This is a genomic window from Arenimonas sp., assembly GCF_036275555.1.
GTDB lineage: Bacteria > Pseudomonadota > Gammaproteobacteria > Xanthomonadales > Xanthomonadaceae > Arenimonas.
On record NZ_DASUDO010000047.1, the window covers coordinates 41,952 to 67,696 of the forward strand.

22 protein-coding genes are annotated in these 25,745 nt (G+C 70.6%); 14 read left to right on the top strand and 8 right to left on the bottom strand.

Annotation, left to right across the window (positions count from 1 at the left end; genetic code table 11):
• Positions 1-58: 58 nt before the first annotated feature.
• The 8 genes from VFV21_RS12570 (at position 59) to VFV21_RS12605 (ending at position 11,892) form a co-directional block, all read left to right on the top strand.
• A complete protein-coding gene (locus VFV21_RS12570) occupies positions 59-3,115 on the top strand; it encodes a rhamnan synthesis F family protein (RefSeq protein ID WP_329669760.1) in 3,057 nt (1,018 codons plus the stop codon).
• Positions 3,116-3,149: 34 nt separating this feature from the next.
• Positions 3,150-4,085, top strand: a complete 936-nt coding sequence (locus VFV21_RS12575; protein WP_329669761.1) for an NAD-dependent epimerase/dehydratase family protein — start codon at positions 3,150-3,152, stop codon at positions 4,083-4,085.
• A 33-nt stretch (positions 4,086-4,118) separates the two neighbouring features.
• Positions 4,119-5,099 carry a glycosyltransferase family 2 protein gene (locus tag VFV21_RS12580; RefSeq protein ID WP_329669762.1) on the top strand — a complete coding sequence of 327 codons (981 nt, stop codon included), beginning with the start codon at positions 4,119-4,121 and terminating at the stop codon, positions 5,097-5,099.
• A complete protein-coding gene (locus VFV21_RS12585; RefSeq protein ID WP_329669763.1) occupies positions 5,077-5,751 on the top strand; it encodes a class I SAM-dependent methyltransferase in 675 nt (224 codons plus the stop codon). The genes VFV21_RS12580 and VFV21_RS12585 overlap by 23 nt, the downstream gene beginning before the upstream one ends.
• On the top strand, positions 5,732-6,121 hold the full coding sequence (locus VFV21_RS12590) for a GtrA family protein (RefSeq protein ID WP_329669764.1): 390 nt from the start codon (positions 5,732-5,734) through the stop codon (positions 6,119-6,121). The genes VFV21_RS12585 and VFV21_RS12590 overlap by 20 nt, the downstream gene beginning before the upstream one ends.
• Entirely contained in the window at positions 6,118-8,667 is a 2,550-nt protein-coding gene (locus VFV21_RS12595) for a hypothetical protein (RefSeq protein ID WP_329669765.1), read from the top strand. The genes VFV21_RS12590 and VFV21_RS12595 overlap by 4 nt, the downstream gene beginning before the upstream one ends.
• A gap of 121 nt (positions 8,668-8,788) precedes the next feature.
• Complete coding sequence (locus tag VFV21_RS12600; protein ID WP_329669766.1) at positions 8,789-9,916, top strand: acyltransferase; 1,128 nt, start codon at positions 8,789-8,791, stop codon at positions 9,914-9,916.
• Positions 9,917-10,020: 104 nt separating this feature from the next.
• Positions 10,021-11,892, top strand: a complete 1,872-nt coding sequence (locus VFV21_RS12605; protein WP_329669767.1) for a hypothetical protein — start codon at positions 10,021-10,023, stop codon at positions 11,890-11,892.
• A 15-nt stretch (positions 11,893-11,907) separates the two neighbouring features.
• On the opposite strand, the gene VFV21_RS12610 is transcribed toward VFV21_RS12605, so the two are convergent.
• From VFV21_RS12610 to VFV21_RS12625, 4 genes are read right to left on the bottom strand one after another with little or no spacing between them, the layout of a single operon-like run.
• Positions 11,908-12,366: a GtrA family protein gene (locus tag VFV21_RS12610; protein ID WP_329669768.1), complete on the bottom strand. Its 459-nt coding sequence runs from the start codon at positions 12,364-12,366 to the stop codon at positions 11,908-11,910.
• The gene (locus tag VFV21_RS12615) at positions 12,303-13,031 is read right to left on the bottom strand and encodes an SDR family oxidoreductase (protein ID WP_329669769.1); all 729 of its coding nucleotides are present in this window, start codon (positions 13,029-13,031) and stop codon (positions 12,303-12,305) included. The genes VFV21_RS12610 and VFV21_RS12615 overlap by 64 nt, the downstream gene beginning before the upstream one ends.
• Positions 13,032-13,033: 2 nt before the next feature.
• Entirely contained in the window at positions 13,034-14,329 is a 1,296-nt protein-coding gene (locus tag VFV21_RS12620; protein ID WP_329669770.1) for an FAD-binding oxidoreductase, read from the bottom strand.
• Between the two features lie 7 nt (positions 14,330-14,336).
• Positions 14,337-15,767 (bottom strand): UbiA family prenyltransferase, encoded by a 1,431-nt coding sequence (locus VFV21_RS12625; RefSeq protein ID WP_329669771.1) that lies wholly within the window; start codon positions 15,765-15,767, stop codon positions 14,337-14,339.
• A 158-nt stretch (positions 15,768-15,925) separates the two neighbouring features.
• On the opposite strand from VFV21_RS12625, the gene VFV21_RS12630 reads away from it, so the two are divergent.
• From VFV21_RS12630 to VFV21_RS12645, 4 genes are all read left to right on the top strand, one after another.
• Complete coding sequence (locus VFV21_RS12630) at positions 15,926-16,666, top strand: CoA transferase subunit A (protein ID WP_329669772.1); 741 nt, start codon at positions 15,926-15,928, stop codon at positions 16,664-16,666.
• On the top strand, positions 16,666-17,301 hold the full coding sequence (locus VFV21_RS12635) for a CoA transferase subunit B (protein ID WP_329669773.1): 636 nt from the start codon (positions 16,666-16,668) through the stop codon (positions 17,299-17,301). Before VFV21_RS12630 ends, VFV21_RS12635 begins: the two co-directional genes overlap by 1 nt.
• 122 nt (positions 17,302-17,423) lie before the next feature.
• Positions 17,424-18,587, top strand: a complete 1,164-nt coding sequence (locus VFV21_RS12640; protein ID WP_329669774.1) for a YjgN family protein — start codon at positions 17,424-17,426, stop codon at positions 18,585-18,587.
• Positions 18,584-19,684, top strand: coding sequence for a M48 family metallopeptidase (locus tag VFV21_RS12645; RefSeq protein ID WP_329669775.1), 1,101 nt, complete (start codon positions 18,584-18,586; stop codon positions 19,682-19,684). Before VFV21_RS12640 ends, VFV21_RS12645 begins: the two co-directional genes overlap by 4 nt.
• 54 nt (positions 19,685-19,738) lie before the next feature.
• Here VFV21_RS12645 and VFV21_RS12650 read toward each other — a convergent pair whose 3' ends face one another.
• The 4 genes from VFV21_RS12650 to cysG all read right to left on the bottom strand — a co-directional run bounded on the left by VFV21_RS12650 (position 19,739) and on the right by cysG (position 24,123).
• Complete coding sequence (locus VFV21_RS12650) at positions 19,739-20,674, bottom strand: electron transfer flavoprotein subunit alpha/FixB family protein (RefSeq protein WP_329669776.1); 936 nt, start codon at positions 20,672-20,674, stop codon at positions 19,739-19,741.
• A gap of 13 nt (positions 20,675-20,687) precedes the next feature.
• A complete protein-coding gene (locus VFV21_RS12655; RefSeq protein ID WP_329669777.1) occupies positions 20,688-21,434 on the bottom strand; it encodes an electron transfer flavoprotein subunit beta/FixA family protein in 747 nt (248 codons plus the stop codon).
• A gap of 165 nt (positions 21,435-21,599) precedes the next feature.
• Positions 21,600-22,577 (bottom strand): cysteine synthase A, encoded by a 978-nt coding sequence (gene cysK, locus VFV21_RS12660; RefSeq protein ID WP_329669778.1) that lies wholly within the window; start codon positions 22,575-22,577, stop codon positions 21,600-21,602.
• 82 nt (positions 22,578-22,659) lie between these two features.
• Positions 22,660-24,123: a siroheme synthase CysG gene (cysG, locus tag VFV21_RS12665; protein ID WP_329669779.1), complete on the bottom strand. Its 1,464-nt coding sequence runs from the start codon at positions 24,121-24,123 to the stop codon at positions 22,660-22,662.
• Positions 24,124-24,361: 238 nt separating this feature from the next.
• Between cysG and VFV21_RS12670 the strand changes: the two genes are divergently transcribed.
• Positions 24,362-25,348, top strand: coding sequence for a LysR family transcriptional regulator (locus tag VFV21_RS12670; RefSeq protein WP_329669780.1), 987 nt, complete (start codon positions 24,362-24,364; stop codon positions 25,346-25,348).
• Between the two features lie 15 nt (positions 25,349-25,363).
• Complete coding sequence (locus VFV21_RS12675) at positions 25,364-25,738, top strand: hypothetical protein (RefSeq protein ID WP_329669781.1); 375 nt, start codon at positions 25,364-25,366, stop codon at positions 25,736-25,738.
• The last annotated feature ends 7 nt before the right edge of the window (positions 25,739-25,745 follow it).

Below are 25,745 nucleotides of genomic sequence, written 5' to 3' on the forward strand. Positions count from 1 at the left end.
GACGGCGCCATCGGACGGGGCTTCGGCTTTCGCCGGCCTCTCGCAGGATGCGGCGGCAGTGAACGAGCGGCTGCTGGCCATCCTCCGTCCCTGCCTCGGTAGCGACGGCGTGCTCGCCGGCGACTGGCGGGCGACGCCCGCGGCGCATGACGCGCTGGCCGCGGTCCGCGCTTTCGCGGAGAAGGCCCTGGCCGACGCACCCGTCAGCGTGGTTTGCGACGAGCGGCTGTCGTTCCTGGCGCCGGTCTGGATCGATGCGCTGGGCGAGGCCGGCGTCGGCGCCTACCTGGCGACCCCGGGCGACGCGGCGCGCCGCCTTGATGCCGGCACCCGCGAAGACGACGCGTATCGCGAGCGCCTGCTCGCCGACTACGAATCCCAGCTGGCCACGCTGCGCGACACCACGCGCGAGCTGCGCGAGAAGCTGCACAAGATCCTTGAATCAAAGTCGTGGAAGCTCACCCGGCCGCTGCGCCACCTCGGCTCGCGCCTGCGCCGCGAGAAGGTGGCCGACATCGCCGCCGAGGAGGATGCGTTCGACGCCGAGTGGTACCTGCGGCAATACCCGGACGTCGCGGCCGCCGGCATCGATGCTTACGAGCATTACGTCACCTCGGGCAGGAAGGAGGGGCGCCTGCCCCATGCCCCGGTGGCCGCGCCGGCCAGCCCCGCCCGCGTGCCGGGCGGGCGCCGCTGGTGGCAGGCCTTCGCCGGCGGTCCCGCCGCGCCGGGCCTGGCGCCTGGCGCGGCCGCGGCGGATGCGCCGCAGGCCGACTTCGATGCCGAGTTCTACCTGCTGCAGTATCCGGACATCGCCAGCGCCGGCGTCGATCCCTACGAGCACTACGTCCACCACGGCCGCGCCGAAGGCCGGCACGCGGTGCGCCCGCGCCTGGTCATCAGCCCGGGCGGCGCGCCCTTCGACCCCACGCGCGAAACCGTGCTCGTGGTCGCGCACGAGGCGTCCCGCACCGGCGCGCCCGTGCTCAGCCTCAACCTGGTGACCGCACTGGCCGAGCGCTACAACGTGGTGGCGATGCTGCTGGGCGACGGCCCGCTGCTCGAGGAGTTCCGCGCCGGCAGCAGCTGGCTCGTCGGCCCGATGGACCTGCGCGGCGCGCCGGTGCGCGCCGCCGTCATCATCGAGCAGCTGCTGGCGCTGCACCAGCCGAAATTCGCGGTGGTCAACAGCATCGAGTGCCGCATGGTGCTCGAACCGCTGTCGCGCCGCGGCGTCGCCACCCTGAGCCTGGTGCATGAGTTCGCGGCCTACACCCGCCCGCGGATCGAGTTCCGCAATGCGCTGCACTGGGCCGACGAGACCGTGTTCTCGACGCCGCTGACGCGCGAGAGCGCCTACCTCGAGTTCCCGGACCTGGTGGAGAAGGCGTTCACCGTGATCCCGCAGGGCCGCTGCAAGCTGCCGGTGACCGCGCGCGACGAGGACGTGCGCCGGCGCGAGGATTCGCGCCTGCTGGCGGCGCTGCGCCCGAACGGCAAGGCCGATGATTCCTTCGTCATCCTGGGCGCCGGCTTCGTGCAGCAGCGCAAGGGCGTGGACCTGTTCATCCAGTGCGCCAGCCAGGTGATGGCCTCCGGGCGCGGCAAGCGCTGCCGGTTCGTCTGGATCGGCAGCGGCTACGACCCCGAGCGCGACATGGCCTACTCGGTCTACCTCGCCGACCAGCTGCGCCGCGCCGGCCTGGAGAAAGTGGTCCGGATCATCCCCGAGACCGCCAGCATCGAGACCGCCTACCGCAGCGCCGACGTGCTGCTGCTGAGCTCGCGCCTGGACCCGCTGCCCAACGTCGCCATCGACGCGATGGCGCACGGCCTGCCCGTGGTCTGCTTCGACAAGACCACCGGCATCGCCGACGTGCTGGTCGAGGCCGGCCTGCGCGACGAACTCGTCGCCGGCTACCTCGACACGCACGACATGGCCGCGAAGCTGCTGGACCTCGCCACCTCCTCCGAGCTGCGCCAGTCCGTGCGCCAGCGCGTGCAGGAGGTGGTGGAGCGCCGGTTCAACATGGGCACCTACGTGGGCCAGCTCGAGGGCATGGCGCTGGAGGCGGCCGGCAAGCTCGCGCGTCGTCCGGTCGAGGCGGCCGAGATCGAGCGCTCGGGCCTGTTCGACGCGGGATTCCACGGGTCGCGCGATTCCAGCGAAGCCGCGCTGCCGAAGGTGATCGAGTTCGATTACCTGCGCACCTGGGCCTGCGGCGTCAGCCGCCGCAAACCCTTCCCGGGCTTCCATCCGGGCGTCTACCGCGAACAGCACGGCCTGCGGCTGGCCGATGATCCGCTCGCGGACTTCATCCGCGCCGGCCAGCCGGCCGGCCCATGGCTGCAGGAAGTGATCACGGCGGATGTCGACGAAGCGCCCGTGGTCGACGGCGCGCGCGTCGCCCTGCACGTGCACGTCTATTACCCCGACATGCTGCCGGACATCCTGGCCCGCATCGGCGGCAACCGTCTGCGACCGGACTTGTTCATCAGCGTCCCCAGCCAGTCCGCGAAGACGGCGATCGAGCCGCTGCTGGCCGCCTACGACGGCAAGGTGGCGCAGGTGCAGGTGGTGCCGAACCGCGGCCGCGACATCGGTCCGTTCCTGAGCGCCTTCGGCGCCGACTGGTCGGGCTATGACATCGTCGGCCATCTACATACGAAGAAGTCGCTCGATCTCAGCGATCCCGCCTTCGGCTTCCGCTGGAATGCCTTCCTGATGGACAACCTGCTGGGCCGCCAGCGGCGCATGGCCGATGCCATCGTGGCGCGCCTGCTGGCCGATCCGTCGCTGGGCCTGGTGTTCCCGGATGATCCGAACGTGGTGGGCTGGACCGGCAACCTGCCGTTCGCCAAGGACATCGGTGAGCGCCTGGGCCTGGTCGAGTTCCCGGTCGAGTTCAACTTCCCGGTCGGCACCATGTTCTGGGCGAAGCCGGCCGCGCTGGCGCCGTTGATGGGCCTCGGCCTGCAGTGGGATGATTATCCGGCGGAGCCGCTGGGCTACGACGGCACCCGCTTGCATGCGATCGAGCGGCTGGTGCCGTTCGTGGCCCGGGCCAGCGGGTTCCGCTGCGCGGTGACGCACGTGCCGGGGGTGACCCGATGAGCTTGGCGAGCAGGGCAACGCGGGGAGATCGGCGATGAAGTTCACGGTATTCGGCGGCGGCGGTTTCATCGGCTCGGCGATCGTCGACCGGCTGCTGGGGGAAGGCCATGCCATCCGCGTGTTCGAGCGCCCGCGCGTGGCGCCCTACCGCGAGTTCGCCGCGGGCGAGCAGGTGGAGTGGGAAACCGGCGACCTGCTGAGCGCCCACGACGTGGCCCAGGCCATCGAGGGCTCCGACGCCGTCATCCACCTGGTCTCGACCACGCTGCCCAAGAGTTCCAACGACGACCCCGCGTATGACGTGAGCACCAACGTCATCGCCACGCTCAGCCTGCTCGAGGCGATGGTGGTGCAGGGCATCAAGCGCATCATCTACATCTCGTCCGGAGGCACCGTGTACGGCACGCCGCAGTACGTGCCGATCGACGAGAAGCACCCGACCGATCCCGAGGTCTCGTACGGGATCACCAAGCTCACCATCGAGAAGTACCTGCAGCTTTACCAGAAGCTGCACGGCATCCGCGCCACCATCCTGCGCGTGGCCAACCCGTACGGCGAGCGCCAGCGGGTGGAGACGGCGCAGGGCGCGGTGGGCGTGTTCCTGCACCGCGTGCTGTCCGGCCAGGCCATCGACATCTGGGGCGACGGCAGCGTGATGCGCGACTTCATCTACGTCGGCGACGTGGCCGATGCCTTCGTGCGCGCCACTACGTACCAGGGTCCCGTCACCGTCTTCAACGTCGGCTCCGGCGTGGGCACCAGCCTCAACGAGCTGGTGCGCGCGATCGGCGAGGTGACCGGAACCACCGTGGCCTGCAACTACCTGCCTGGCCGCGCGATCGACGTGCCGGTGAGCGTGCTCGACTGCAGGCTGGCCGAGCGCGAGCTGGGCTGGTCGGCGCAGGTGGGCCTGCCCGAGGGCCTGGGGCGGACGCTGGCGTGGCTCAACCGCAAGCCGCCGAAGGCCTGACGCGGATGCAGCGCACGCCGCGCGGGGAGCACCATGAACCAGCCTGACGCGGGGCTCGAGCTGTCCATCGTCGTGCCGGTGTACCGCAGCGCGACCATCCTTCCCGAGCTGGTACGGCAGGTGCGGGAGGCGATGGCGGCCGAGGGCCTGGACGGACGGTTCGAGCTCATCCTCGTCAACGACGCCAGTCCGGACGACAGCTGGCCGGTCATCCGCTCGCTGGCCGCCGGCCATGGCTTCCTGCGCGGCATCCACCTGCGCAAGAACGTCGGCCAGCACAACGCCACCATCGCCGGGCTGCACCACGCACGCGGGCGGATCGTCGCGATCATGGACGATGATCTCCAGCATCCGCCGGATGCGCTGGGCGACATGGTGCGCGCCCTCGACCAGGGCCATGACGTTTGCTACACCCGCTACCTCAACCGCCAGCACCGCTGGTGGCGGCAGGCGGGCAGCCGCTTCAACGACTGGGTGGCGACCCGGCTGCTGGGCAAGCCGCGCGGCGTCTATCTCTCCTCGTTCAAGGCGCTGCGGCGCGAGATCGTCGACGAGGTCATCAAGTACGACGGCCCCTACACCTACCTGGACGGCCTGATCCTCGACGTCACCCACGCCGTCACCGCGGTGGACGTGGTCCATCGCCCGCGCCACGACGGCAAGAGCACCTACACCCTGCGGCGCCTGCTTTCGCTGTGGGCGAAGATGGCGACCAGCTTTTCGATCCTGCCGCTGCGCCTGGCCTCCTACCTCGGCTTCCTGATGGCCGGCCTGAGCCTGGCGATGGTGGTGTTCGTGGTGGTGGCGAAGTTCATGAACCCGGACTACCCGCAGGGCTGGGCTTCGCTGATCGCCGCGGTCCTGTTCATCGGCGGCGTGCAGACGCTTTGCATCGGCATGATCGGCGAGTACCTGGGGCGGGCCTACCTGAAGTTGAACGGGCGGCCGCAGTTCGTGATCGGTACCACCACCTGGACGGAGCGGGGCGCCGATGGCGGAACCCGAGTTCGATAGGTTCGCGAAGGACTACGACCGGGTCCTGGCGGACGCCATGCCGGCGGGCATGGAGGAGTCCGGCTATTTCGTGGAGTACAAGGTCGCCGTGATGGCGCGCCGGCTGCGGGGCCGGCCCGTGCGCCGCATCCTCGATTTCGGCTGCGGCGCGGGGCGCAGCCTGCCGTTCCTGCGCAAGTATTTCCCCGACAGCGAGCTCTGGGGCTACGACGTGTCGCCTGCGTCGCTGGCCGCGGCCTCGGCGCATTGCCCCGGCGTGACGCTCTGCGCGGATGCCTCCGCGCTGGCGGGGGCGTCGTTCGATGCCATCCTCGCCGCGAATGTCTTCCACCATATCGAGCCGGCGGATCGCGTCGACTCGCTCGTCCGCTGCCGCGATGCCCTGGGCGACGACGGCCGGATGTTCCTGTTCGAGCACAACCCGCGCAACCCGGTGACGCGCTGGGTGTTCGAGCGCTGCGCCTTCGACGTGGACGCGGAGATGTTTTCGCTGGCCACGGCGCTCGAGCTCGCGGGCCGCGCCGGACTGTCGGTCGAGCACCGCGCCTACACGCTGTTCTTCCCGCGGCCGCTGGCGTGGCTGCGCGGCCTTGAACCCATGCTCGCCCGCGTGCCCGTCGGGGCCCAGTACTATGTCCAGCTGGCGCGCTGAGTCGGGCTACGTGGGCCGCTACCTCGGCACCGGTGTGTTCAACACCGCGCTGGGTTTCGGCGTCATCTTCCTGCTGATGTGGGCCGGCGTGTCGCCGGTCGCGGCCAATGGGGCCGGCTATGGCTGCGGTTTCGTCGCGGGTTTCGCGCTGTCGAAACGGCTGGTGTTCCGCAGCCGCGGCAGCGCGGCGGGCGAGGCCTTGCGCTATGCCGGCGTGTTCCTGCTGGCTTTCCTGCTGAACCTGCTCGCGCTTCGGCTCGCCCTCGATGCGCTGGCGTGGCCGGCGCCCGTGGCCCAGGTGGCCGCAGGCGTGGTCTTCACGGCATCGATGTACGTGATGTCGCGGACGATGGTGTTCTCGCCGCGATGAGCCGCGCCAAGGCCCTCGCGTTCCAGGCCGCCTGGATCGGCGGGGTGGTCGCGCCCGTGGCGTTCGCCTTCCATCGCGGGATGGCCGGGGCGCCGGCGCCGCTCCGGCTGGTCGCGGTCGGGCTGGCGGTCGCGCTGCTGCTGTGCGCGGGGCCCGCGCTCCTGCAGGGCCTGCGTGACCTCGGCCGCCGCGCCGTCGGGCTGCTGCTCGCCACGCTGCTCGTCGGCGCGGCGCTGTCCGGCGTGGTCGCGCCAAGGCCGGAGTCGGCGGCGTTCGCCGAAGTCGTGTACTCGGACGGACGCCGGGAGGCTGGGATCAGGCCGGCGCCGGTCAGCGCGTGGGGCCGCGAGCTGCCGGGCTATGCACTGCACCCTGCATTCGATGGGGCCGTCGTGCCGGATTCGCTCGTCGCAACCTTCCCGTCGCAACCAACGCAGGTGAAGCTGCTGTTCGCCAAGCCGCGCGAGGCGCTGCATTCGCCGGACGGCGCACTGAACGCCAGCGATGGCGTGTCCGTCGAAGCCGTGCCCTACGACGCCGAGGGCGCGCCGGGCCCGACGAGCCGTTTCGACCTGTCGCAGGACGCGTTCTTGTCCGGCCAGTGGATTGAGCGCAGCGTCGCCAGTGCGTCCGGCATCGCCACGCTGAAGGTGTCGGTCGGTTGGGGTCTGCCCGGGAGTACCGCGAACTTCGACACCACGCTGGTGGCCTTCGAAGTCTCGACCTGGAAGGTCCATGTCGAACGCCTGGGACGACTGTTGTTGCTGTGCCTGGGCGTGTTCATGGCGGGCCTGATGGTGCTGTCGAACCTCGCGCCCGCGCGCAGCGTCGCCACGGGCCGGCGCGCCGCGTGGCCGCAGGTGGCGCTGGTCGTCGCGGGCCTGGTGCTGCTGGCCGGGTGGTCGCAGGCCAATACGTCCTATATCTATTTCTGGGATTACCGGAACTACTGGGACAGCACCGAGCGCCTGCACGCCCTGCTGGCCGCCGGCGACTGGCGCGCGGCCCTGGGCCTGTTCGGCGACCGATACACCGGCAACTACTCCCTGTTGCCCGCGGTGCTGCCGGCGCTGCTTGGCCTGGTGGCCGGTGGCCCGACGCGCGTCGGCTTCGCGGTGGGCATCGTGGCGCTGTATGCCGTGCCGGCTTACCTGCTGGTGGCCTGGCTCGGGCGGCGCCTGCTCGATGGCCGCGGCGACACCGGGGGTGCGCGGCCCTGGGCGCTCGCGGCCTTCCCGGTGCTGGTCGGCTTGCCCGCGTTCCTCGGGACCACGCTGTACCTGATGCCGGACATCGGTGGCGTGGTGCTGGTGGTGGCCGCGCTGCTGAGCGCCTCGCGGCTGGTCGAGGCGATCGAAGGACGGGGCGGCGGCGCATCCGGCGAGGACGCGGCCCGGGCGCTGTTCAAGGCCAGCGTCAGCCTGGGCGTGCTGCTCGGCCTGATGTTCGTGTTCCGGCGCTGGTATCTGTTCTCCGCCGCCGGGATCGCCTGCGGCGTGGCGTGCCTGGTGCTGGCGCAGGTCTGGCGTTCCCCGGCTTCGCGCCGGGCGATGCTGGCGCGAACGTTTAGCGCGGTCGTGCTGGTGGGCGCCTCGGCGCTGCCGCTGCTGTGCTGGTTCCTGTTCGCGTGGTCGCGCGACCTGGCGCAGTACGACTACGCAAACCTTTACGCGTCTTACCGCGTCCCGCCGCTCCAGGACGTCGAGACCTTCGCACGGTTGTTCGGCATCGTCGTCCCGCTGCTGTGCGCGGTGGGCGGCCTGATCGCCTGGCGCGGCGGCCAGGACCGGCGGCTGCTCTTCCTGCTCGCGTTCTCCACCCTGGTGGCGGTCGCGCTCTTCCTGGGTGTGCAGAGCCCGGGGCGTCACCATTATTTCCTGCTGATGCCCCTGATGGGCGCGACGCTGGCGGTGGTGGCGCTGGCGCTGGCACGCCGCTTCGGGGTCGCGGGCATGGCTGGCTTCACGCTGCTGCTCGCGGTGGGCGGCTTGCTGTCCACGCCGTCCGCGCCCGGCCGCACCGGGATCAGCCCCTTCGCGGGCTTCGAAGACCTCCGGCCGCGGCAGCAGGCCAACGCCGAGGGGCTTCGCCAGGTGTCCCGCTGGCTGGCCCGGCCAGAGAACCGCGATCGCAAGTTCTGCCTCGTGGCCTCCAGCGTGGCGATCAACCAGGGCAACTTCCGCGAGCTGTGGCAGCTTTTCCCCGACGTGGGCCGCAACGCCTACGACGCGCGCATGGTGCGCCTGGGCCAGGTGGACAGCCTCGACGGCCCGCCCGTGCCGGGCCTCATGGCCTGCGAACTCTTCCTGGTCGGCGTGCCGTTCCAGTACCACCTGCAGCGGGACCAGCAGTACAGCCTGGAGATCATCCAGTCCGATATCGTGGACGGCACCGGCATCGGCGCGGCCATGGCGCCGGACCCCGAGGTCTTCGCGATGGGCGAGGGCGTGGAGCTGCGCGCGTACCGCACCGCGCGGGCCATCTCGACGGCCCAACACGAAGACCTGGTGAGGCGCTACCAGGCACGCAAGGCGGCCCCGGAATGAGGCCTCGGGCGAAGGGTCGCGATGCGAATCCCGCCTCCCGCTCCCCGCCGCTACAATGTCCGCTCGACGGGCCTCCGGCCACCGGGCCTTCGCGCCTGCATCCCCTCCAGGAACGACTGCCATGACCCCAGGCTCCATGAGGACGCTGGCCGAACACCACGGCGACAAGACGAACAACTTCACGCTCCTGCGGCTGGTGTTGGCTTTGGTGGTCCTGGTCGGCCACGCTTTCCCCATCACCGGGAACGGCACGGATCCCCTGTCCGAGGCCATGTTGCCGTATGCGTGGATCGGCAGCGTCGCGGTGGCGGGGTTCTTCGCCGTGAGCGGCCTGCTGGTGACTTCGTCGTTCCAGAGTCGTGGCGTGCTCTTCTTCGCGGTGTCGCGCGGACTCCGCCTCTACCCGGCCGTCATTGCCTACTCCTTCGTCGCCATCCTGGTGATCGGCCCGCTCGCGGTCGACGTGCCGCTGAAGCAGTACTTCGACGCCAATCCCTGGGACAACTTCCGTAATTCCTTGCTTTGGGCTTGGGACCGAAATCTTCCCTATGCGTTCAGCACGAATCCGCTGCCGGGCAGTACCAATGGGTCCGCGTGGACGCTTCCGGTCGAGCTGAGGTGCTACTTGATGGTGCTGATGCTCGGCTTCTTCGGCGTCCTCGAGAAGCGGGGCCGGGCGAACGTCGCGCTGCTGGCCTTGCTTTACTTCACTTACCAGCCGTTCGATGGATGGGCGCTGTTCGGCGAAAGCGAGCGATTCCTCGAGCCGCTTCGCTTCTTCCTGGTCGGCGCACTGTTCTGGGTCAACCGCCAGTGGGTTCGCCTGGGTTGGATCATGGCCGCGTTGGCGATGGCGGCACTCCTGCTTTCGGCGAAGTTTGACTTCCGCTTCCTCGAGCTTTATCCAGTTCTGCTTACCTATGTCCTGCTGGTCCTGGCCTTCAAGACGCCGGTGATCGGCCTCGATCGCTTCGGCGATATTTCGTACGGCGTCTACCTGTATGCCTGGCCGATCCAGCAGCTGGTGTGGGAGCCCGGGCAGAGCGCGCTGGCCAACATCGCCCTGTCGCTCCCCGTGGTGCTCGTGCTGGCCTACCTGTCGTGGCGAATGGTGGAGAAGCCCGCCATGTCCCTGCGACGGTATCTCGTGCGACCAGGCATTCGCGCTGGCGGCAACCTGCCTCCGCGCGCCGAGAGCGCTACCCTCGACGTGGGCCCGGCCTCGGCCGCGGGTACCCGGCCCGACTGACGACGGCCGGTACCGCGGCCAATGGTCCAACGATTCATTGACCGCGTTTTCCCGGGGTCTATAGACTTCGACCGGGCCGTACGCCCATCAAGAAAGGCTCCCTCGTGAACGAACGCTCCCCCGTCGACCACCCGACGACGCTCCTGTTTTTCCTGATCGGATCCCTCGCGCTGCTGCTGTTCGGCATGCATGAACGGATGGGGCCCGAGCTGGCCGACGACGGCGCGTTCTTCCTGCGCTATGCCGAGAACATGGTGGCGGGCGAGTTCTGGGCCTGGAACCTGGGCGAAGCGCCGGTGTGGGGCGCGAGCGCGCCGCTGTATCCGCTGGTGGTCGCGGCGGCGATCCAGCTGGGCCTGGCGCCGATGACGGCGATGGTGGCGACGGGCCTCGGGCTCACGTCCGCCAGCCTGGCCATCATCGGCGTGCTGCTGGCCCGCCATTTCGGCCTTGCCGCCGGCATCGCCTTCGTCTGCCTCGCGGCCTTCGACGCCGGGGTGACTTACTACGCCGGCTCCGGCCTCGAGACCCCGGTGACCTTCGCCGTGCTCGCGTTCGCGCTCTGGACGCTGCTCGAAGGCAAGGGCGCCTGGTGGGTCGGCGTGGCGGCCGGCCTGCTGATGATCAACAAGCTCGACCTGGTGCCCACCGGCGGCCTGCTGTTGTTCGCGATGTGGCTGCGCGACCGGCGCTTCCCGGCCAAGGCCGTGGTCGTTGCGGCCGTGGTCGCCGCCGCGTGGTACGCCTTTGCCTGGTTCCACTTCGGCGCCCCGGTGCCGAACTCGTTCCTGACCAAGCTCCTGCACCAGGACGACCTGCCGCGCTCCATCGACTGGACCTGGTTCTCTACGCTCGTGTTCACCACCGGTGCACGGCCCTGGCTGGCCGCGCTGGTGCTGCTGCTGCCGCTGGCGCGCAGCCGCCTGCTGCTGCCGGTGGCGGCGCTGATGGTCGGCACCCTGGTCACGCACGTGATTGCCTACAGCATCAAGTTCCCGTTCGAGCCCTACAACTGGTATGCGATGCCGGCGGTGCTGTGCCTGCTGGTGCTGGCGTCGATCACGATCGGCGGCCTTGCCGCGCGGGTGGCCGCGCTCGCGCCGGCGCGTGGCGGGGTACTGAAGCTGGCGTCCACCGCCGCCGTCCTTTCCGCCATCGTTTGGTTCAACCTCGATGCCGAGCGCAAGGTCACCGCCTTCAACATCGAGTTCACCGCCCTCTACGAGCATGACCGCGCCGAGGCGGGGCGATGGGTGGCCGAGAACACGCCCGAGGACTTCCGCGTCTACACCATGTGGGGGAACCCGGCCTACCACTCGCGCCGGCACGTGTTCGATGGGTCCTTCCTCAACCGTCGGCTGGATCATCCGAACCTGGTCGCGCACTTCAAGCCCGAAGTGCTGATCATGCAGAACAACCCGGGCAGCACGCCCAATGCGCCGGTATTCACGAACCATGTCGACGTGGGCTACACCATCGCCAAGGTGTTCGACGAATCGTTCAACGCCGGCCGGGATTACTTCTACGCGGTGCTGGTGCGTGACGACCTCGTCGGCCAGGTCCGCGGCATGGATCCGCCGCGCGACCTCACGGCGTTCGTATCGGCCCAGTCACCGGGCGACCAGTTCGGCGAGATCCGGTACATCGGCGACCGGGCCCTGTTCGTGCATCCGGGCGCCAGCACCCCGACCGCCTTCGACCTCGACCTGGCGGCCTATGAAGCGGCCAGCGGCCGACGCCAGCTGCGGCTGGCGGTATCGGTGGCGCCGCATCTGCCGCAGGAAGCGCTGGCGCGCGGCGGCGGCCGGGTGCGCGCCACCGTGCTCGACGGCGAGACCGTGCTGGCGGTGCAGGACGTCAGCTTCGACCAGCCGATGACCCTCGACATCGCGCCGGCGGACCATCCGCGCGTACGCGTGTCGATCGACAACGGCGGCAGCCCGGACAGCGACTGGATCAATGTCCACGTCCGCTGACCTCGTGCCCTGCGATCAGCGGAAGACGAACCGCTTGTCCAGGTAGTACTTGGTGCAATAGCCGATCGCCAGGCCGATGACGCCGCCGAGGTAGCGCATGGCGTCGGTCTTCCAGATCCAGTGGAAGGCCGCCTCGGTGCCCCAGAAGACGGCCGTGGTGGCGATGCCCATCACCGTGTACAGCGCGAAGGTCTTTGCTTCGTGCGCCGTGTCGCGGGTCACGAAGCGGAAGATGAAGGCCTTGTCCAGCACGTACTTCGCGACCAGCCCGGTCGCGGTGCCGGCCAGTACCGAGGCGATGATCGCGAACGGTCCGCCGTAGACCGCGACCACGGCCGCTTGCGTGCCGATGTTCACTGCGATCGCGACGATGGCGAAGGCGAGGTAGAGCGCGGGCAGGCGCAGCCGGTTCAGAGCTTGATCCTCCGGAACACGAACTCCGGGATGTGCGTGATCACCCGCATGATCCCCCACCAGAACCCGGGCAGGTAGGCCACCGACTTGCGCTTGGCCACGGCGCGCACGATGCCGCGGGCCACTTGCTCGGGCGTTGCCCACAGCGCGCCCTTCTTGAAGGCGGCCGTCATCGGCGTGTCCACGAAGCCGGGTTTGATGGTCAGCACGTTGACGCCGCTTCCGTTGAGCGCCTGGCGCAGGCCGCTGGTGAAGGCGCTGACGGCCGACTTCGCGCTGCCGTAGAGGTAGTTGCTGGCGCGGCCGCGGTCGCCGGCCACCGAGCTGATCACGGCCAGCGTGGCCGGCGCCTGCAGGCGCTGCGCCAACGCAATGCACAGCGCGATGACGGACGTGCCATTGGTGGCGAACTCCTTCAGCGCCGTCTCGACCGAGGCGCTGCACGCGGCCTGGTCGGGCAGGGTGCCGTGCGCTACCAGCGCCAGGTCGACGCTGCCCAGCGCCGCCCAGGCGGCATCGAGCATCGCGGCGTGGCCGGCGAGGTCGTTGGCGTCGAGCACGTGGCCGTCCACGGTGGCGCCGCGCACGCGCAGGTCGGCGGCGATGGTTTCGAGGCGGTCGGGGTCGCGCGCGACCAGGAACAGGCGGGCGCCGTCGCGCGCCAGTTCCCGGGCCGTGGCCTGGGCGATGGCGGAACTGGCGCCGATGATCAGGATGCGTTGCATGCTTACTCCATGACCCGCCGCCAGAACGACGACGAGAAGGCGGGGTCGAGGTGGGGGATGAATTCGTCAAGGCGCGGCTGGCCGGCGCGGAACATCGCCGGCGACATGCGCGCGTCCTTGGCCGGGTAGAGCGCGCCGCCCGCCGCGGACACGATGGCGTCGAGGCGGTCGAGCAGGGCGAGGGTGGACGGCCCGGCGCGCGGGAAATCCAGCGCCAGCGTGGTGCCCGGCCGCGCGAACGAGAGCAGGCCGGGCGCGGCGCGGTCGCCGAACTCCTTCAGCACGGCCAGGAACGAACCCTGCCCGCTGCGCGCGATCTCGCCCAGCAACGCCGCGACCGCATCGCGCGCCGACGCGGGCGGCAGCACGCACTGGTGCTGCAGGAAACCACGCGGCCCGTACATCCGGTTCCAGTCGCGGATGCCGTCGAGCGGATAGAAATACGGCGCGTAGTGCTGGATGCCCGCGCGCGAGCGCGCCTGCTGGCGCTGGAAGTACAGCGTGTTGAAGGGCCGCAGCGTCAGCCGGTTCACCAGCGCGAACGGCGGCGTCACCGGCATGGCCAGCCCGCGCCCGGGCAGGCGCCCGCTGCTGCCGGCCGGCGCGTGGTTGGCGCGCAGGAAATGGCCGCGACCCAGCGCCTTGCCGCGCGCCAGGCAATCGACCCAAGCCACGGTGTACTCGTGGCTGTCGGCCGATTCCGCCGACAGCGCGAAGAAGTCGGCCAGGTTCCCGAAGCGCACCGATTCCACCGCCATCCACGGACCGGGCACGCGCTGGAGCTTCAGCTGCAGCCACGACACCACGCCGGTCAGGCCCAGCCCGCCGACGGTGGCGGCGAACAGCGGCTCGCCCGGTCGCAGCAGCTGGCGGCTGCCGTCGCTGCGCAGCAGCTCGAAAGCCAGCACGTGGTCGCCGAAGCTGCCGTTGCGGTGATGGTTCTTGCCGTGCACGTCGTTGGCCAGCGCGCCGCCCACGGTGGCGAACTGCGTGCCCGGCGTCACCGGCAGGAACCAGCCGCGCGGCAGCACGACCGCCAGCACTTCACCCAGCGTGACGCCCGCCTCGCAAGTGATCACGCCGGCGTCGGCATCGAAATGCAGGAAGTGGTCGAGCCCGCGCGTCAGCAGCAGGCGGCCGCCGTCATTGAGGCAGCTGTCGCCGTAGCTGCGGCCCTGGCCGTGCGCCAGCAGCGTGCGTTCGCCCACCGGCAGCGCCGCGTCGCGGCGGCGCAACGGATGCAGCGCCTGGTCCGCGGAGCGGGGCCAGCGGCCCCAGCTTTCGCCCGTGCGCGCCATGCCCGGCCTAGATCGCCGACAGCGCGATCACCGCGCACAGCAGGCCCACGACCTGGCTGACGCGGTCGGTCACGGCGAACACCACCGGATCGTCGTCCATGCCGCCGCGGTGCGCCACCACCCAGGTACGGCTGACCCAGTACAGCACCAGCGGGCACAGCAGCCACAGCACCTGCGGCCGCGTGTACAGCGCGATGCTCTCGGGGCTGTTGATGTACAGCGCCAGCACGAGCACCGCCAGGTAGCCGGCCGAACCGCCCAGCGACTGCAGCAGCGGCAGGTCGTCCACGCCGTAGCCCCGGCCGGCGGCGGAGATCTTGCCCTCGGCCAGCATCGACGCCAGCTCCACGTAGCGCTTGAGCAGGGCCAGGCTCAGGAAGATGAACATCGAGAACGCGAGCAGCCAGAACGACAGCGCCGCGCCGATCACCGCGGTGCCGCCGATGATGCGCAGCGTGTACAGCATCGCCAGCAGCATCACGTCGAGCATGGCCACCCGTTTGAAGCGCAGCGAATAGCCAAGCGTCAGCAGGTAGTACGCGGCAAGTACGGCGGCGAAGCGCGGCTCGGCCCACCAGGCCAGCGCGAGGCCGGCCATGGCCAGCAGCGGCGCCAGCAGCATGCCCGGCAGCAGCGGCAGCGTGCCGGCGGCGAATGGGCGCAGCCGCTTGCGCGGGTGCTGGCGGTCGCTGGGCAGGTCGAGCAGGTCGTTGAGCACGTACACGCCGGAGGCGCACAGCCCGAACGCGAGGAAGCCGGCGACCGACGCCAGCACGGCCCCGGGATCCAGGAATCGGTGCGCGGCGAGCAGCGGGATGAACACCAGCAGGTTCTTGAGCCACTGGTGCAGGCGCAGTGCGCGCAGCCAGGCCTTCAGGCCGCCGCCGGTGTCGGGCAAGTGGCCCAGCAGTTCGCAGCGCTGGCCGGCCGCGCGGGCCAGGCCGTCGCCGGCGTTCACCACCAGGGCGCCGTGGGCACGCTCCCACACCGCAAGGTCGACCCGGGCATTGCCGGCGTAGTCGAAGCCACGCTCGCCAAAGCGCGCGACCAGGGCCTCCGCCTTGCCGCGGCCGGAGAGGTTGCGCTGGCCGTCGCTGGCAATGACCTCGTCGAAGCAGCCCAGGTGCGCGGCCACGGGCCGCGCCAGCGTGTCGTCGGAGGCGGTGCAGAGGACGCGATGCCGCGCCGGCTGCCCGCGAAGCAGGGCCAGCACGCGCTCGTCGTAGGGCAGGTGGGCCGGGTCGAGCGTGACCCGCGAGGCGATCTCGCGCTTGAGGCGCGCCTTGCCACCCAACAGCCAGAACGGCAGCGCCAGCAGCAGCCAGGGGCGGCTGGCCAGCAGGGCCAGGGTCGATTCAAGCAGCAGGTCGGAACGCAGCAGCGTGCCGTCGAGGTCGATGCAGAGCGGGCGGGGGGAGGCGTCTTTGGGGTCAGCCATCGGGTCAGGGGCCGGGATGGTCTCGGGAACGGCCTCGGATGATAGCGGAATCACCCTGCGATCCCTGCGCGGGCCGGGCCCCCGGCCGAAGGGACAGTGTCTTGCCCGGCGCGTGGCGGCTAGACTTGCGCCCTCGAAATCGCGATGGAGCCCGGCCGATGCCTTCCCCCGCTACCCCCTTGCCCGCGTCCCGCGCCGGCAAGGTCTACCCCTCCGCCGCCGAGGCCCTGCGCGGCCTGGTTGCCGACGGCCAGACCCTCGCGGTCGGCGGCTTCGGCCTCTGCGGCATCCCCGAGGCGCTGATCGCCGCGCTGCGCGACTCCGGCGCGAAGGACCTCACCGCGATCTCGAACAACGCCGGTGTCGACGGCTTCGGCCTGGGCCAGCTGCTGGCCACGCGCCAGATCAAGAAGATGATTTCGTCCTACGTGGGCGAGAACAAGGAGTTCGAGCGGCAGTTCCTGGCCGGCGAGCTGCAGCTGGAGTTCAACCCGCAGGGCACGCTGGCCGAGCGCCTGCGCGCCGGTGGCGCCGGCATCCCGGCCTTCTTCACCCGCACCGGCTACGGCACCATCGTCGCCGACGGCAAGGAGACCCGGCAGTTCGACGACGGCCACTGGTACGTGCTCGAGACCGCGCTCAAGGCCGACGTGTCGCTGGTGAAGGCCTGGAAGGCCGATACCGCCGGCAACCTGGTGTTCCGCAAGACCGCGCGCAACTTCAACCCGGCCTGCGCCATGGCCGGCAAGGTCTGCGTGGCCGAAGTCGAGGAGCTGGTGGAAGTGGGCGCGATCGACCCCGACCACGTGCACCTGCCCGGCATCTACGTCGACCGCATCGTGGTCAACCCCACCCCCGAGAAGCGCATCGAGCAGCGCACCGTGCGAGGAGCGAAGTAATGGCCTGGAACCGCGATGAAATGGCCGCCCGTGCCGCGCGCGAACTCACCGACGGCGCCTACGTGAACCTGGGCATCGGCCTGCCGACCCTGGTCGCCAACCACATCCCGGACGGCATGGACGTGTGGCTGCAGTCCGAGAACGGCCTGCTGGGCATCGGCCCGTTCCCGACCGAAGACGAAGTGGACGCCGACCTGATCAACGCCGGCAAGCAGACCGTCACCGCGCGTGCCGGCGCCAGCTACTTCGGCAGCCACGACTCCTTCGCCATGATCCGCGGCGGCCACATCGACCTGGCCATCCTGGGCGCGATGGAAGTGACCGACCGCGGCGACCTGGCCAACTGGATGGTGCCGGGCAAGATGGTCAAGGGCATGGGCGGCGCGATGGACCTGGTGGCCGGCGTGAAGCGCGTGGTGGTGCTGATGGAGCACACCACCAAGGCCGGCGAGCCCAAGATCCTGCCCAAGTGCACGCTGCCGCTGACCGGCGTGGGCGTGGTCAACCGCATCATCACCGAGCTGGCCGTGATGGACGTCACCGCTGATGGCCTGGCCCTGGTGGAAATGGCGCCGGGCGTGACCGAGGACGAGCTGCGGGCCAAGACCGGCGTGCCTTTCCGCCGCGCGGCCTGAGCCGCCACCGGGCCGGACGTCGCCCCGTACGGCGCCGCTGAGAAAAATCGGCGCTGGCCTCGCGGGGCCGGCGCCGGTAAATTCCCGGAGTCGGCGGGGAGCCGGCGTTCCCCGGGGATTCCATGCAAGACCAAGACCTCGAGGCGACCGCGCCGGTCGCCGCCAGCGAGCTGCCGCCGCCGCCTGTTCCGCCGCTGCCGCCGGCCCCCGAGCCGCCGCCCGTCCCGGGCCCGGTGCGGCATCCGCTCCAGTTCCACGGCAACGCGAAGGAATTCTTCGGCATCTGGTTCGTGAACCTGGTGCTGTCGGTGCTGACGCTGGGCATCTACTCGGCCTGGGCCAAGGTGCGCACCGAGCGCTACTTCTACGGCAACACCCGCCTGGCCGGCGCGCCCTTCGAATACCTGGCCGACCCGATCGCCATCCTGAAGGGGCGGCTGATCGCGTACGCGGTCGCGATCGGCCTCGGCCTGTCGGCGCATTTCCAGGTGTGGTCGGTCTACATCCCGCTGATCCTGTTCGTGCTGGTGATGTTCCCGTGGCTGATCCACCGCACGCTGCGCTTCCGCGCGCGTTACTCGGCCTGGCGTGGGCTGCGCTTCCGCTTCGTCGAGGGCGTGTACGAGGCCTACGTGAACTTCATGTTCCGGCCGGCGCTGCAGATCATCACCGCCTACATGGTGCTGCCGTGGGTGCGCATGCACCAGCACGACTACACCGTCACCGGCCACCGCTTTGGCGGCAAGCGCTTCCGCTTCGCCGGCGACCTGGGCACCTACTACATCCCGTTCCTGATCAGCATCGGCCTCGGCTTCGCGGCTTACGTGCTGCTGGTCATCGCGATGATCGGCTTCGCCTTCCTGGCCTCGGCGATGGGCGGCGACGCGGACAGCAACCAGAAGCTGTCCGAGGGCGCGATGGCCGGCATGCTGCTGCCGATCGTGTTCGTCTACCTGGCCCTGCTGGCGCTGCCGATCTACCTGCGCACCAAGCACATGAACCTGATGTGGCGCTACGCCAGCCTCGGCGGGCACCGCTTCGAGTGCACGCTGCGCGCGCGCGACATGATCTGGATCTACTTCAGCAACGGCGTGGCCATCGTCGCCAGCGTCGGCCTGCTGGTGCCGTGGGCGATGATCCGCATCGCGCGCTACCGCGCCCAGCACTTCGCGCTGCTGGCCGACGGCGAGCTCGACCACTTCGTCGCCGAGGCCGAGCGGGCCGAGGGCGCGGCGGGCTCCGAGCTGATGGATGCGCTGGACATGGACGTGGACATCGGCATTTGAACGCGCTCGACGCCACCTGGTACGACGGTCGCGGCAGCCGCGCGCGCGCGGCCCGCATCACCGAACCCGCGCCGGGCACGGTGCGCCTGGAGTCCGAAGGCATGGTGCTGGAGTTCGCGGCCGCCGAGCTGCAGCTCAGCCCGCGCCTAGGCCGGATGCCGCGCACGCTGCGGCTGCCGGGCGAGGGCCACCTCGAGCTCGAGGACACGCCGGCGCTGGAGGCCTGGCTGGGCGGGCGCGACAAGGTCGAGGGCTGGGCCGACTGGCTCGAGCGCCGCCGCAGCGCGGCGATCGGCGCGGGCGTCGGCACGGTGCTGGCGGTGATCGGCTTCTTCCAGTTCGGGCTGCCGTGGATGGCGGACCGGCTGGCGCCGGCGGTCCCGGCGGTGGTCGAGCGGTCGGTGAGCAAGCAGGCGATGGCGCTGATCGATCGCCTGCACGTCGAACCCTCGCGGCTGCCGTCGGCACGCCGCCAGGCGCTGCAGGAGAAGTTCGAAACCCTGGTCGAAGGCCTGCCGCGCGGCCGCGACCTGCGGCTCGAGTTCCGCAGCGCGCCCAAGATCGGCGCCAACGCCTTCGTGCTGCCCGACGGCCTGGTGGTGATGACCGACGAACTGGTGGCGCTGGCCGAAACCGATGAGCAGCTGCTGGCGGTGCTGGCGCACGAGGCCGGCCACCACGAGCAGCGCCACGGCATGCGCCGCGCGCTGCAGAGCTCGGCCGTGGTGGTGGTGGCGGGCTTCCTGTTCGGCGACCTGTCGGGCACCGGCTCGCTGTCGGTGTCGATCCCGGTGATCCTGCTCGAGAGCGGCTTCTCGCGCGAGTTCGAGCGCGAGGCCGACGGCTTCGCGTTCGAACTGCTGGCGCGCAAGGGGCAGTCGCCGGCCGACTTCGCCGACATCATGAAGCGCCTGACGGATTCGCACGGCGGCGACAAGGACATGGGCCCGGCGGGCTACCTGGCCACGCATCCGCCCAGCGCCGAGCGCATCGCGGCGGCGCGCGAAGCGGCCCGCTCGACGGGGTCCGCCGATTCCCCGGAGGCCGCCGCGGCGAGCGACGCCGAAACCGGAAACGAAAACGCCGACGCGGAGTAAGCCGCGTCGGCGTCGTCATGGCGCGCCGGCCTTGGCCGGCGACGCGGCCTTGCCTCAGAGCGCGGCTTCGAGCTCCGGCACGATCTGGAACAGGTCGCCGACCAGGCCGAAATCGGCGATCTCGAAGATCGGCGCCTCGGCGTCCTTGTTGATCGCGACGATGGTGCCCGCGTCCTTGATGCCGGTCAGGTGCTGGATGGCGCCCGAGATACCGATCGCCACGTAAAGCTCCGGAGCGATGATCTTGCCGGTCTGGCCGACCTGCAGTTCGTTCGGCACGTAGCCAGCGTCGACCGCGGCGCGCGAGGCACCCACGGCGGCGCCCATCTTGTCGGCCAGCGCATAGATGATCTTGAAGGCATCCGCCGAGCCGAGCGCGCGGCCGCCGGACACCACCTTGCCTGCGCCCTGCAGGTCGGGGCGATCGGACTTGCCCTGCTGCAGCGAGACGAAGCGGGTGTGCGTCGGCAGCGCGGCGTCCACCGACGCGGCTTCCACCGCGCCGCTGCCGCCGTTGGCCGCGGCCGGCCACGAGGCCGTGCGCACGGTGCCGACCACGGCCATCGAGGCCGGCGCCTCGACCGTGATGATGGCGTTGCCGGCGTAGATCGGGCGCTTGAACACGTGGCTCGATTCCACCGCCATGATGTCGCTGACCTGGGCCACGCCCAGCAGGGCCGCGACGCAGGGCATCAGGTCCTTGCCGAAGGTGGTGGACGGGCCGAGCACGTGGCTGTAGCCGGCCGCGAGCTTGGCGACCTGCGGTGCCAGCACCTGCGCGATCGGGTTCGCATTGGCGGCGTTGGCCACCGTGATGACCTTGGCGACGCCGGCGATCTTCGCGGCTTCGGCGGCAATGGCGTCGGGCGCGTCGGCCAGCACCACCACGTGGATCTCGCCGCCGATGGCCGCGGCGCAGCTGACGCAGCGCGCGGTGGAGGAGTTCAGCTGGCCGCCGAGGTGCTCGGCGACGATCAGGATCTTGCTCATCGTCATGGTCTCCTTACACCAGGCCCTTGGCCTTGAGCGCCGAGACGAGCTCGGCGACGTCCTTCACCATCACGCCCTTGCTGCGCTTGGCGGGCGGGGCGTAGTGGCTGGTCTTGAGGTGGTCGCCGCTCTCGACGCCGAGGTCGGCGAAGGCGATGGTTTCCATCGGCTTGGACTTGGCCTTCATGATGTCGGGCAGCTTGATGAAGCGCGGCTCGTTCAGGCGCAGGTCGGTGGTGACCACGGCGGGCAGGTCGACCTCGAGGGTCTCCAGGCCGGCGTCGACTTCACGCACCACGGTGGCCTTGCCGTCGGCGACGTCGAGCTTGCCGGCGAAGGTGGCCTGCGGGCGGCCCCAGAGCGTGGCCAGCATCTGGCCGGTCTGGTTGGCGTCGTCGTCGATGGCCTGCTTGCCCAGCAGCACCAGCTGCGGCTGCTCCTTCTCGATCAGCTTGAGCAGGGCGCGGGCGGCGGTGAGCGGCTGCACGGCGCTGTCGGTGACCACGTGGATGGCGCGGTTGGCGCCCATGGCCAGGCCGTTGCGCAGGTGGGCCTGGCAGTCGGCCGGGCCCATCGTGGCGACGATCACCTCGGTGGCGATGCCCTTGTCGCGCAGGCGCAGGGCTTCTTCCAGGGCGATGTCGTCGAAGGGATTGGGCGAGAGCTTCACGCCCTCGGTGACCACGCCCGAACCATCGGGCTTGACCTGGATGCGGACGTTGTAGTCCACCACCCGCTTGTAACCGACCAGAATCTTCATCGTCGCGACGTTCCTGTGGGGCAGGCCGGCGCACGGCGTGGGGCCGGGCGGCGGGCTTCGAAGGGACGCCAATTCTACCCGTTCCGCCCGTGCCTGTAGGAGGGCCTTCAGGCCCGAAGCCCTTCACTGTGGAGCTTCGGGCCTGAAGGCCCTCCTACGGGGTCTTCACGCGGCCTGGGTCGTTTCCGCGAGGGCCGCCAGCCAGTCCTCGTCGCTGCCCTCGTTCACGCCCTCGAACAGGATCGTGCTCAGGTAGCGCTCGCCGGTGTCGGGCAGCATGGCCAGGATCACGCTGCCTGCGGGCGCGGTTTCGGCCACCTGCAGGGCCGCGGCCACGGTGGCGCCGGCGCTCAGGCCCACGAACACGCCTTCTGCGGCGGCCAGGCGGCGGGCGGTGTCGCGGGCGGTGAGGTCGTCCACGGGGCGGACCTGGTCGGCGATGCCGCGGTCGAGCACGGCCGGCACGAAATCGGGCGTCCAGCCCTGGATCTTGTGCGGGGCCCAGTCCTTGCCGTTGAGCAGCTGGGCGCCGGCCGGCTCGCTGGTGACGACCTGGATGCCCGGCCTGGCCAGCTTCAGCACCTGGCCGACGCCGGTGAGGGTGCCGCCGGTGCCCCAGCCTGTCACGAAGTAGTCGAGACGCTTCCCCGCGAAGTCGCTGAGGATCTCGGGGCCCGTGGTGCTGCGGTGGTAGGCCGGGTTGGCCTCGTTCTCGAACTGGCGGGCCAGGAACCAGCCATGTCTCTCCGCCAGCTCGGCGGCCTTGCGCACCATGCCGCTGCCGCGTTCGGCGGCCGGCGTCAGGACCACCTTCGCGCCGTAGGCCCGCATCAGCTTGCGGCGCTCGATCGAGAAGGTCACGGTCATCACGGCCACGAACGGATAGCCGCGGGCCGCGCAGACCATCGCCAGCGCGATGCCGGTGTTGCCCGAGGTCGCTTCGACCACCGTCTGGCCGGGCTTGAGCAGCCCGCGCTGCTCGGCGTCGAGGATGATGGCCAGCGCCAGCCGGTCCTTCACCGAGCCGCCGGGGTTGAAGGACTCGACCTTCACGTACAGCGAGACGTGCGCCGGCGCGATGCGATGCAGCCGCACGATGGGCGTGCGGCCGATGGTGTCGAGGATGCTGTCGTAGATCGCCATGGTGTTCTCCAGAAACGGGGTCAGGTTCAGTTCCGACGACGAGGCCGATGCGCCAGGAACGGGGTCAGATTCACTTTCTCTCTCACGCGGCGGCGGCGATCGCGGGGTCGGGCCCGGGAAAGTGAACCTGACCCCGTTCCTGGAGCGGTTCGGAGCCGAACCAGTGCAGTGTGGTCGCGAGCGCGGCGACTTCACCGAGGATGAGCAGGGCGGGGGATTGCACGGCGTATTGCGTCGCGAGCTCGGGCAAACGGGCCAGCGTGCCGCTGATGACGCGCTGCTCGGCGCGCGAGCCGTTCTCGACCAGCGCGAACGGCGTGGTGGCGGCGCGGCCGTGTGCGAGCAGGCGATCGCGGAAGGCGGCGAGGCCGGCGACGCCCATGTACACGGCGAGCGTCTGCTTCTCCTGCGCCAGCGCGCGCCAGTCGAGCGTGTCCAGCGAATCCTTGCAGTGCGCGGTGACGAAGCGCACCGACTGCGCGTGGTCGCGATGCGTCAGCGGCACGCCGGCGTAGGCCGCGCAGGCCAGCGCCGCGGTGACGCCCGGCACCACCTCGAAGGCGATGCCGTGCGCATGCAGGAACTCCAGCTCTTCGCCGCCGCGCCCGAACACGAAGGGATCGCCGCCCTTGAGCCGCACCACGCGGCGGCCGGCGCGCGCGTGTTCCAGCATCAGCGCATGGATGCCGTCCTGGCTGACGTGGTGGTTCGCGGCCTGCTTGCCCACTTCGATGAACTCGGCGTCGCGCCGGGCTAGAGCCAGCACGCCGGGGCTGACGAGGCGGTCGTGCAGGATCACGTCGGCCTGGTTGAGCAGGCGCAGCGCGCGCAGCGTCAGCAGGCCGGGATCGCCCGGGCCGGCGCCGACGAGCGCCACGGAACCGGTGTCGCGGGAGGCCGGCGTCTCGGACAAGGCGGCTTCGAACGCCGTGCGCGCGCCCTCGGCATCGCCGGCGCGGAAGCGTTCGGCCACCGGCCCGGCCAGCAGCTTCTCGAAGAAGCGTCGGCGCTCGGGCAGGCGCGGGTGCCGCTGGCGGATGCGCGCGCGCTCGTGCAGCAGCAGCGTGGCCAGCGCGCCGACGGACTCGTCCAGCTCGGTCTCCAGCCGCTCGCGCAGGTGCCGCGCCAGCATCGGTGCGCCACCGCCGCTGGAAATGGCGATCTGCAGCGGCCCGCGCTCGATGCGGGCGGGCGACTGGTAGCTCGACAGCTCGAGGTCGTCCACCACGTTGGCCCAGACGCGCCGCGCCTCGGCGGCCGCGGCGACGGCGCGATTCACTTCGCCGTCGTCCGTGGCGGCGACCACCAGCCACGCACCGTCGAGCCAGTCGGGCGTGAAGCGCCCCGCCAGGTGCTCGATGCGGCCGTCCGCCCACAGCGCGGCAACGTCCGCGTCCAGCCGCGGCGCCCCGACCACCACGCGCGCGCCCGCCGCCAACAGCGGCTCGAGCTTGCGCCGCGCCACCGCGCCGCCGCCGACCACCAGCACGCGGCGGCCGCGCAGGTCGGCGAACAGGGGAAACAGCGGCGGCGGGGCGGCATCCATGGCCCCGACCCTAGGCCGCCATCCGCCGCCGGTGAAATGACGGCTGCAACAGTGCATATGCCCCGCGGTTATCAAACCCGTCTGGACGCGGCCCGCGACGCCGGGTTACGGTCGGTCCACGTCATCGGCGCCGCGCGCGCCCCACCGGACATCCCCGTGAACCCGAGCCGTTCCAGCCAATGTTGTCGCCCGCCCGTGCCCTGAGCCGCGCCTGCGACACCCTTTGCCTGGAACCGCCATGACCCTCACCCAGCTCCGCTACCTGGTCGCGATCGCCGACTCGGGTTTGAACATCACCCTCGCCGCCGACAAGGTGCACGCCACCCAGCCCGGCCTGTCCAAGCAGCTCAAGCAGCTCGAGGACGAACTCGGCTTCCTGCTGTTCCAGCGCAAGGGCCGCAGCCTCGAGGCCATCACGCCTTCCGGCCAGGAAGTGCTGGCCCACGCCCGCCGCGTGCTGGCCGAGGCCGGCAACATCCGCGCCTTCGCCGCCAACCAGCGCGGCGAGACCCAGGGCCGGCTGACTTTGGTCACCACGCACACGCAGGCGCGCTTCGTGCTGCCGCCGGCGATCGCCGCCTTGGCCCGCCGCTTCCCGGACGTCAGCATCCACCTCCAGCCTGCGTCCGAAGGCGAGGCGCTGAACGCGCTGGCGCAGGGCCAGGCCGACTTCGCCGTGGTCAGCACCGCGGGCGACACGCCGCCGGGTGGGCTGGCCGTGCCGCTGTACCGCTGGCGCCGGCAGGTGCTGGTACCCGCGACGCATCCGCTGGCGAAGCTCGACCGCGCGCCCACGCTGGCCGAACTCGCCGCGTTGCCGCTGATCAGCTACGAATCCACCAACAAGCCTGAGTCTTCGCTTCGCCGCGCCTTCGCCGAGGCCAGCCTCGAACCGCAGATCGCCATGACCGCGCGCGACGCCGACCTCATCAAGACCTACGTGCGAGCCGGCCTCGGCGTGGGCCTGCTGGCGGAAATGGCGGTGAGCGCGCGCGACGACGCCGACCTGCGCGCCTTGCCCGCGCCCGCGGCCATCCCCGACTGCACCAGCTGGGCCGTGCTGCCGCGCGAACGCGTGCTGCGCGATTACGCGCTGGAGCTGCTGCTGGCCCTGGCCCCGCAGCTCGACCGCGCCGACCTCAAGCGCGCGGTAGCGGGGCACGATTCGCCCGCTTGGCCGCTGCCGCCGACTTGGGTCGACTTGAGCCAGACCATCGGCAGCTGACAAACTCGCGGCATGATGAAGACCGCGAAAGTGAGCACGTGGATCGCCCTGGCTCTGCTGCCGGTGGCGGTGTTGCTGTTGGGCCGGCATTTCAGGCTGGTGTTCTTCGCAGGCATGGCGGCGGTGCCGCTGATGCTGTTCCTTGCCGCTGGCCACTGGCCGTTCCGCAGGGTACTGCGCTGGTGCGCACTGGGCTTGAACGGCTTGGTGGCGCTGGTGATGCTGCCGGCCTTCGCCTACATGCTGGTGAAGGTGGACGCGCCGCCGAGCTTCACCGCGGTCCTGCCGGTGCTGGCCGTCGCGCAGGTGCTGTTGGTCGCGCCGGTGCTTAACGTGCTGGCGCTGTGGATCGGCCCGGGTAACGTTGCGGTGGCGCCGGCCTCAGCCTGAACTTCGT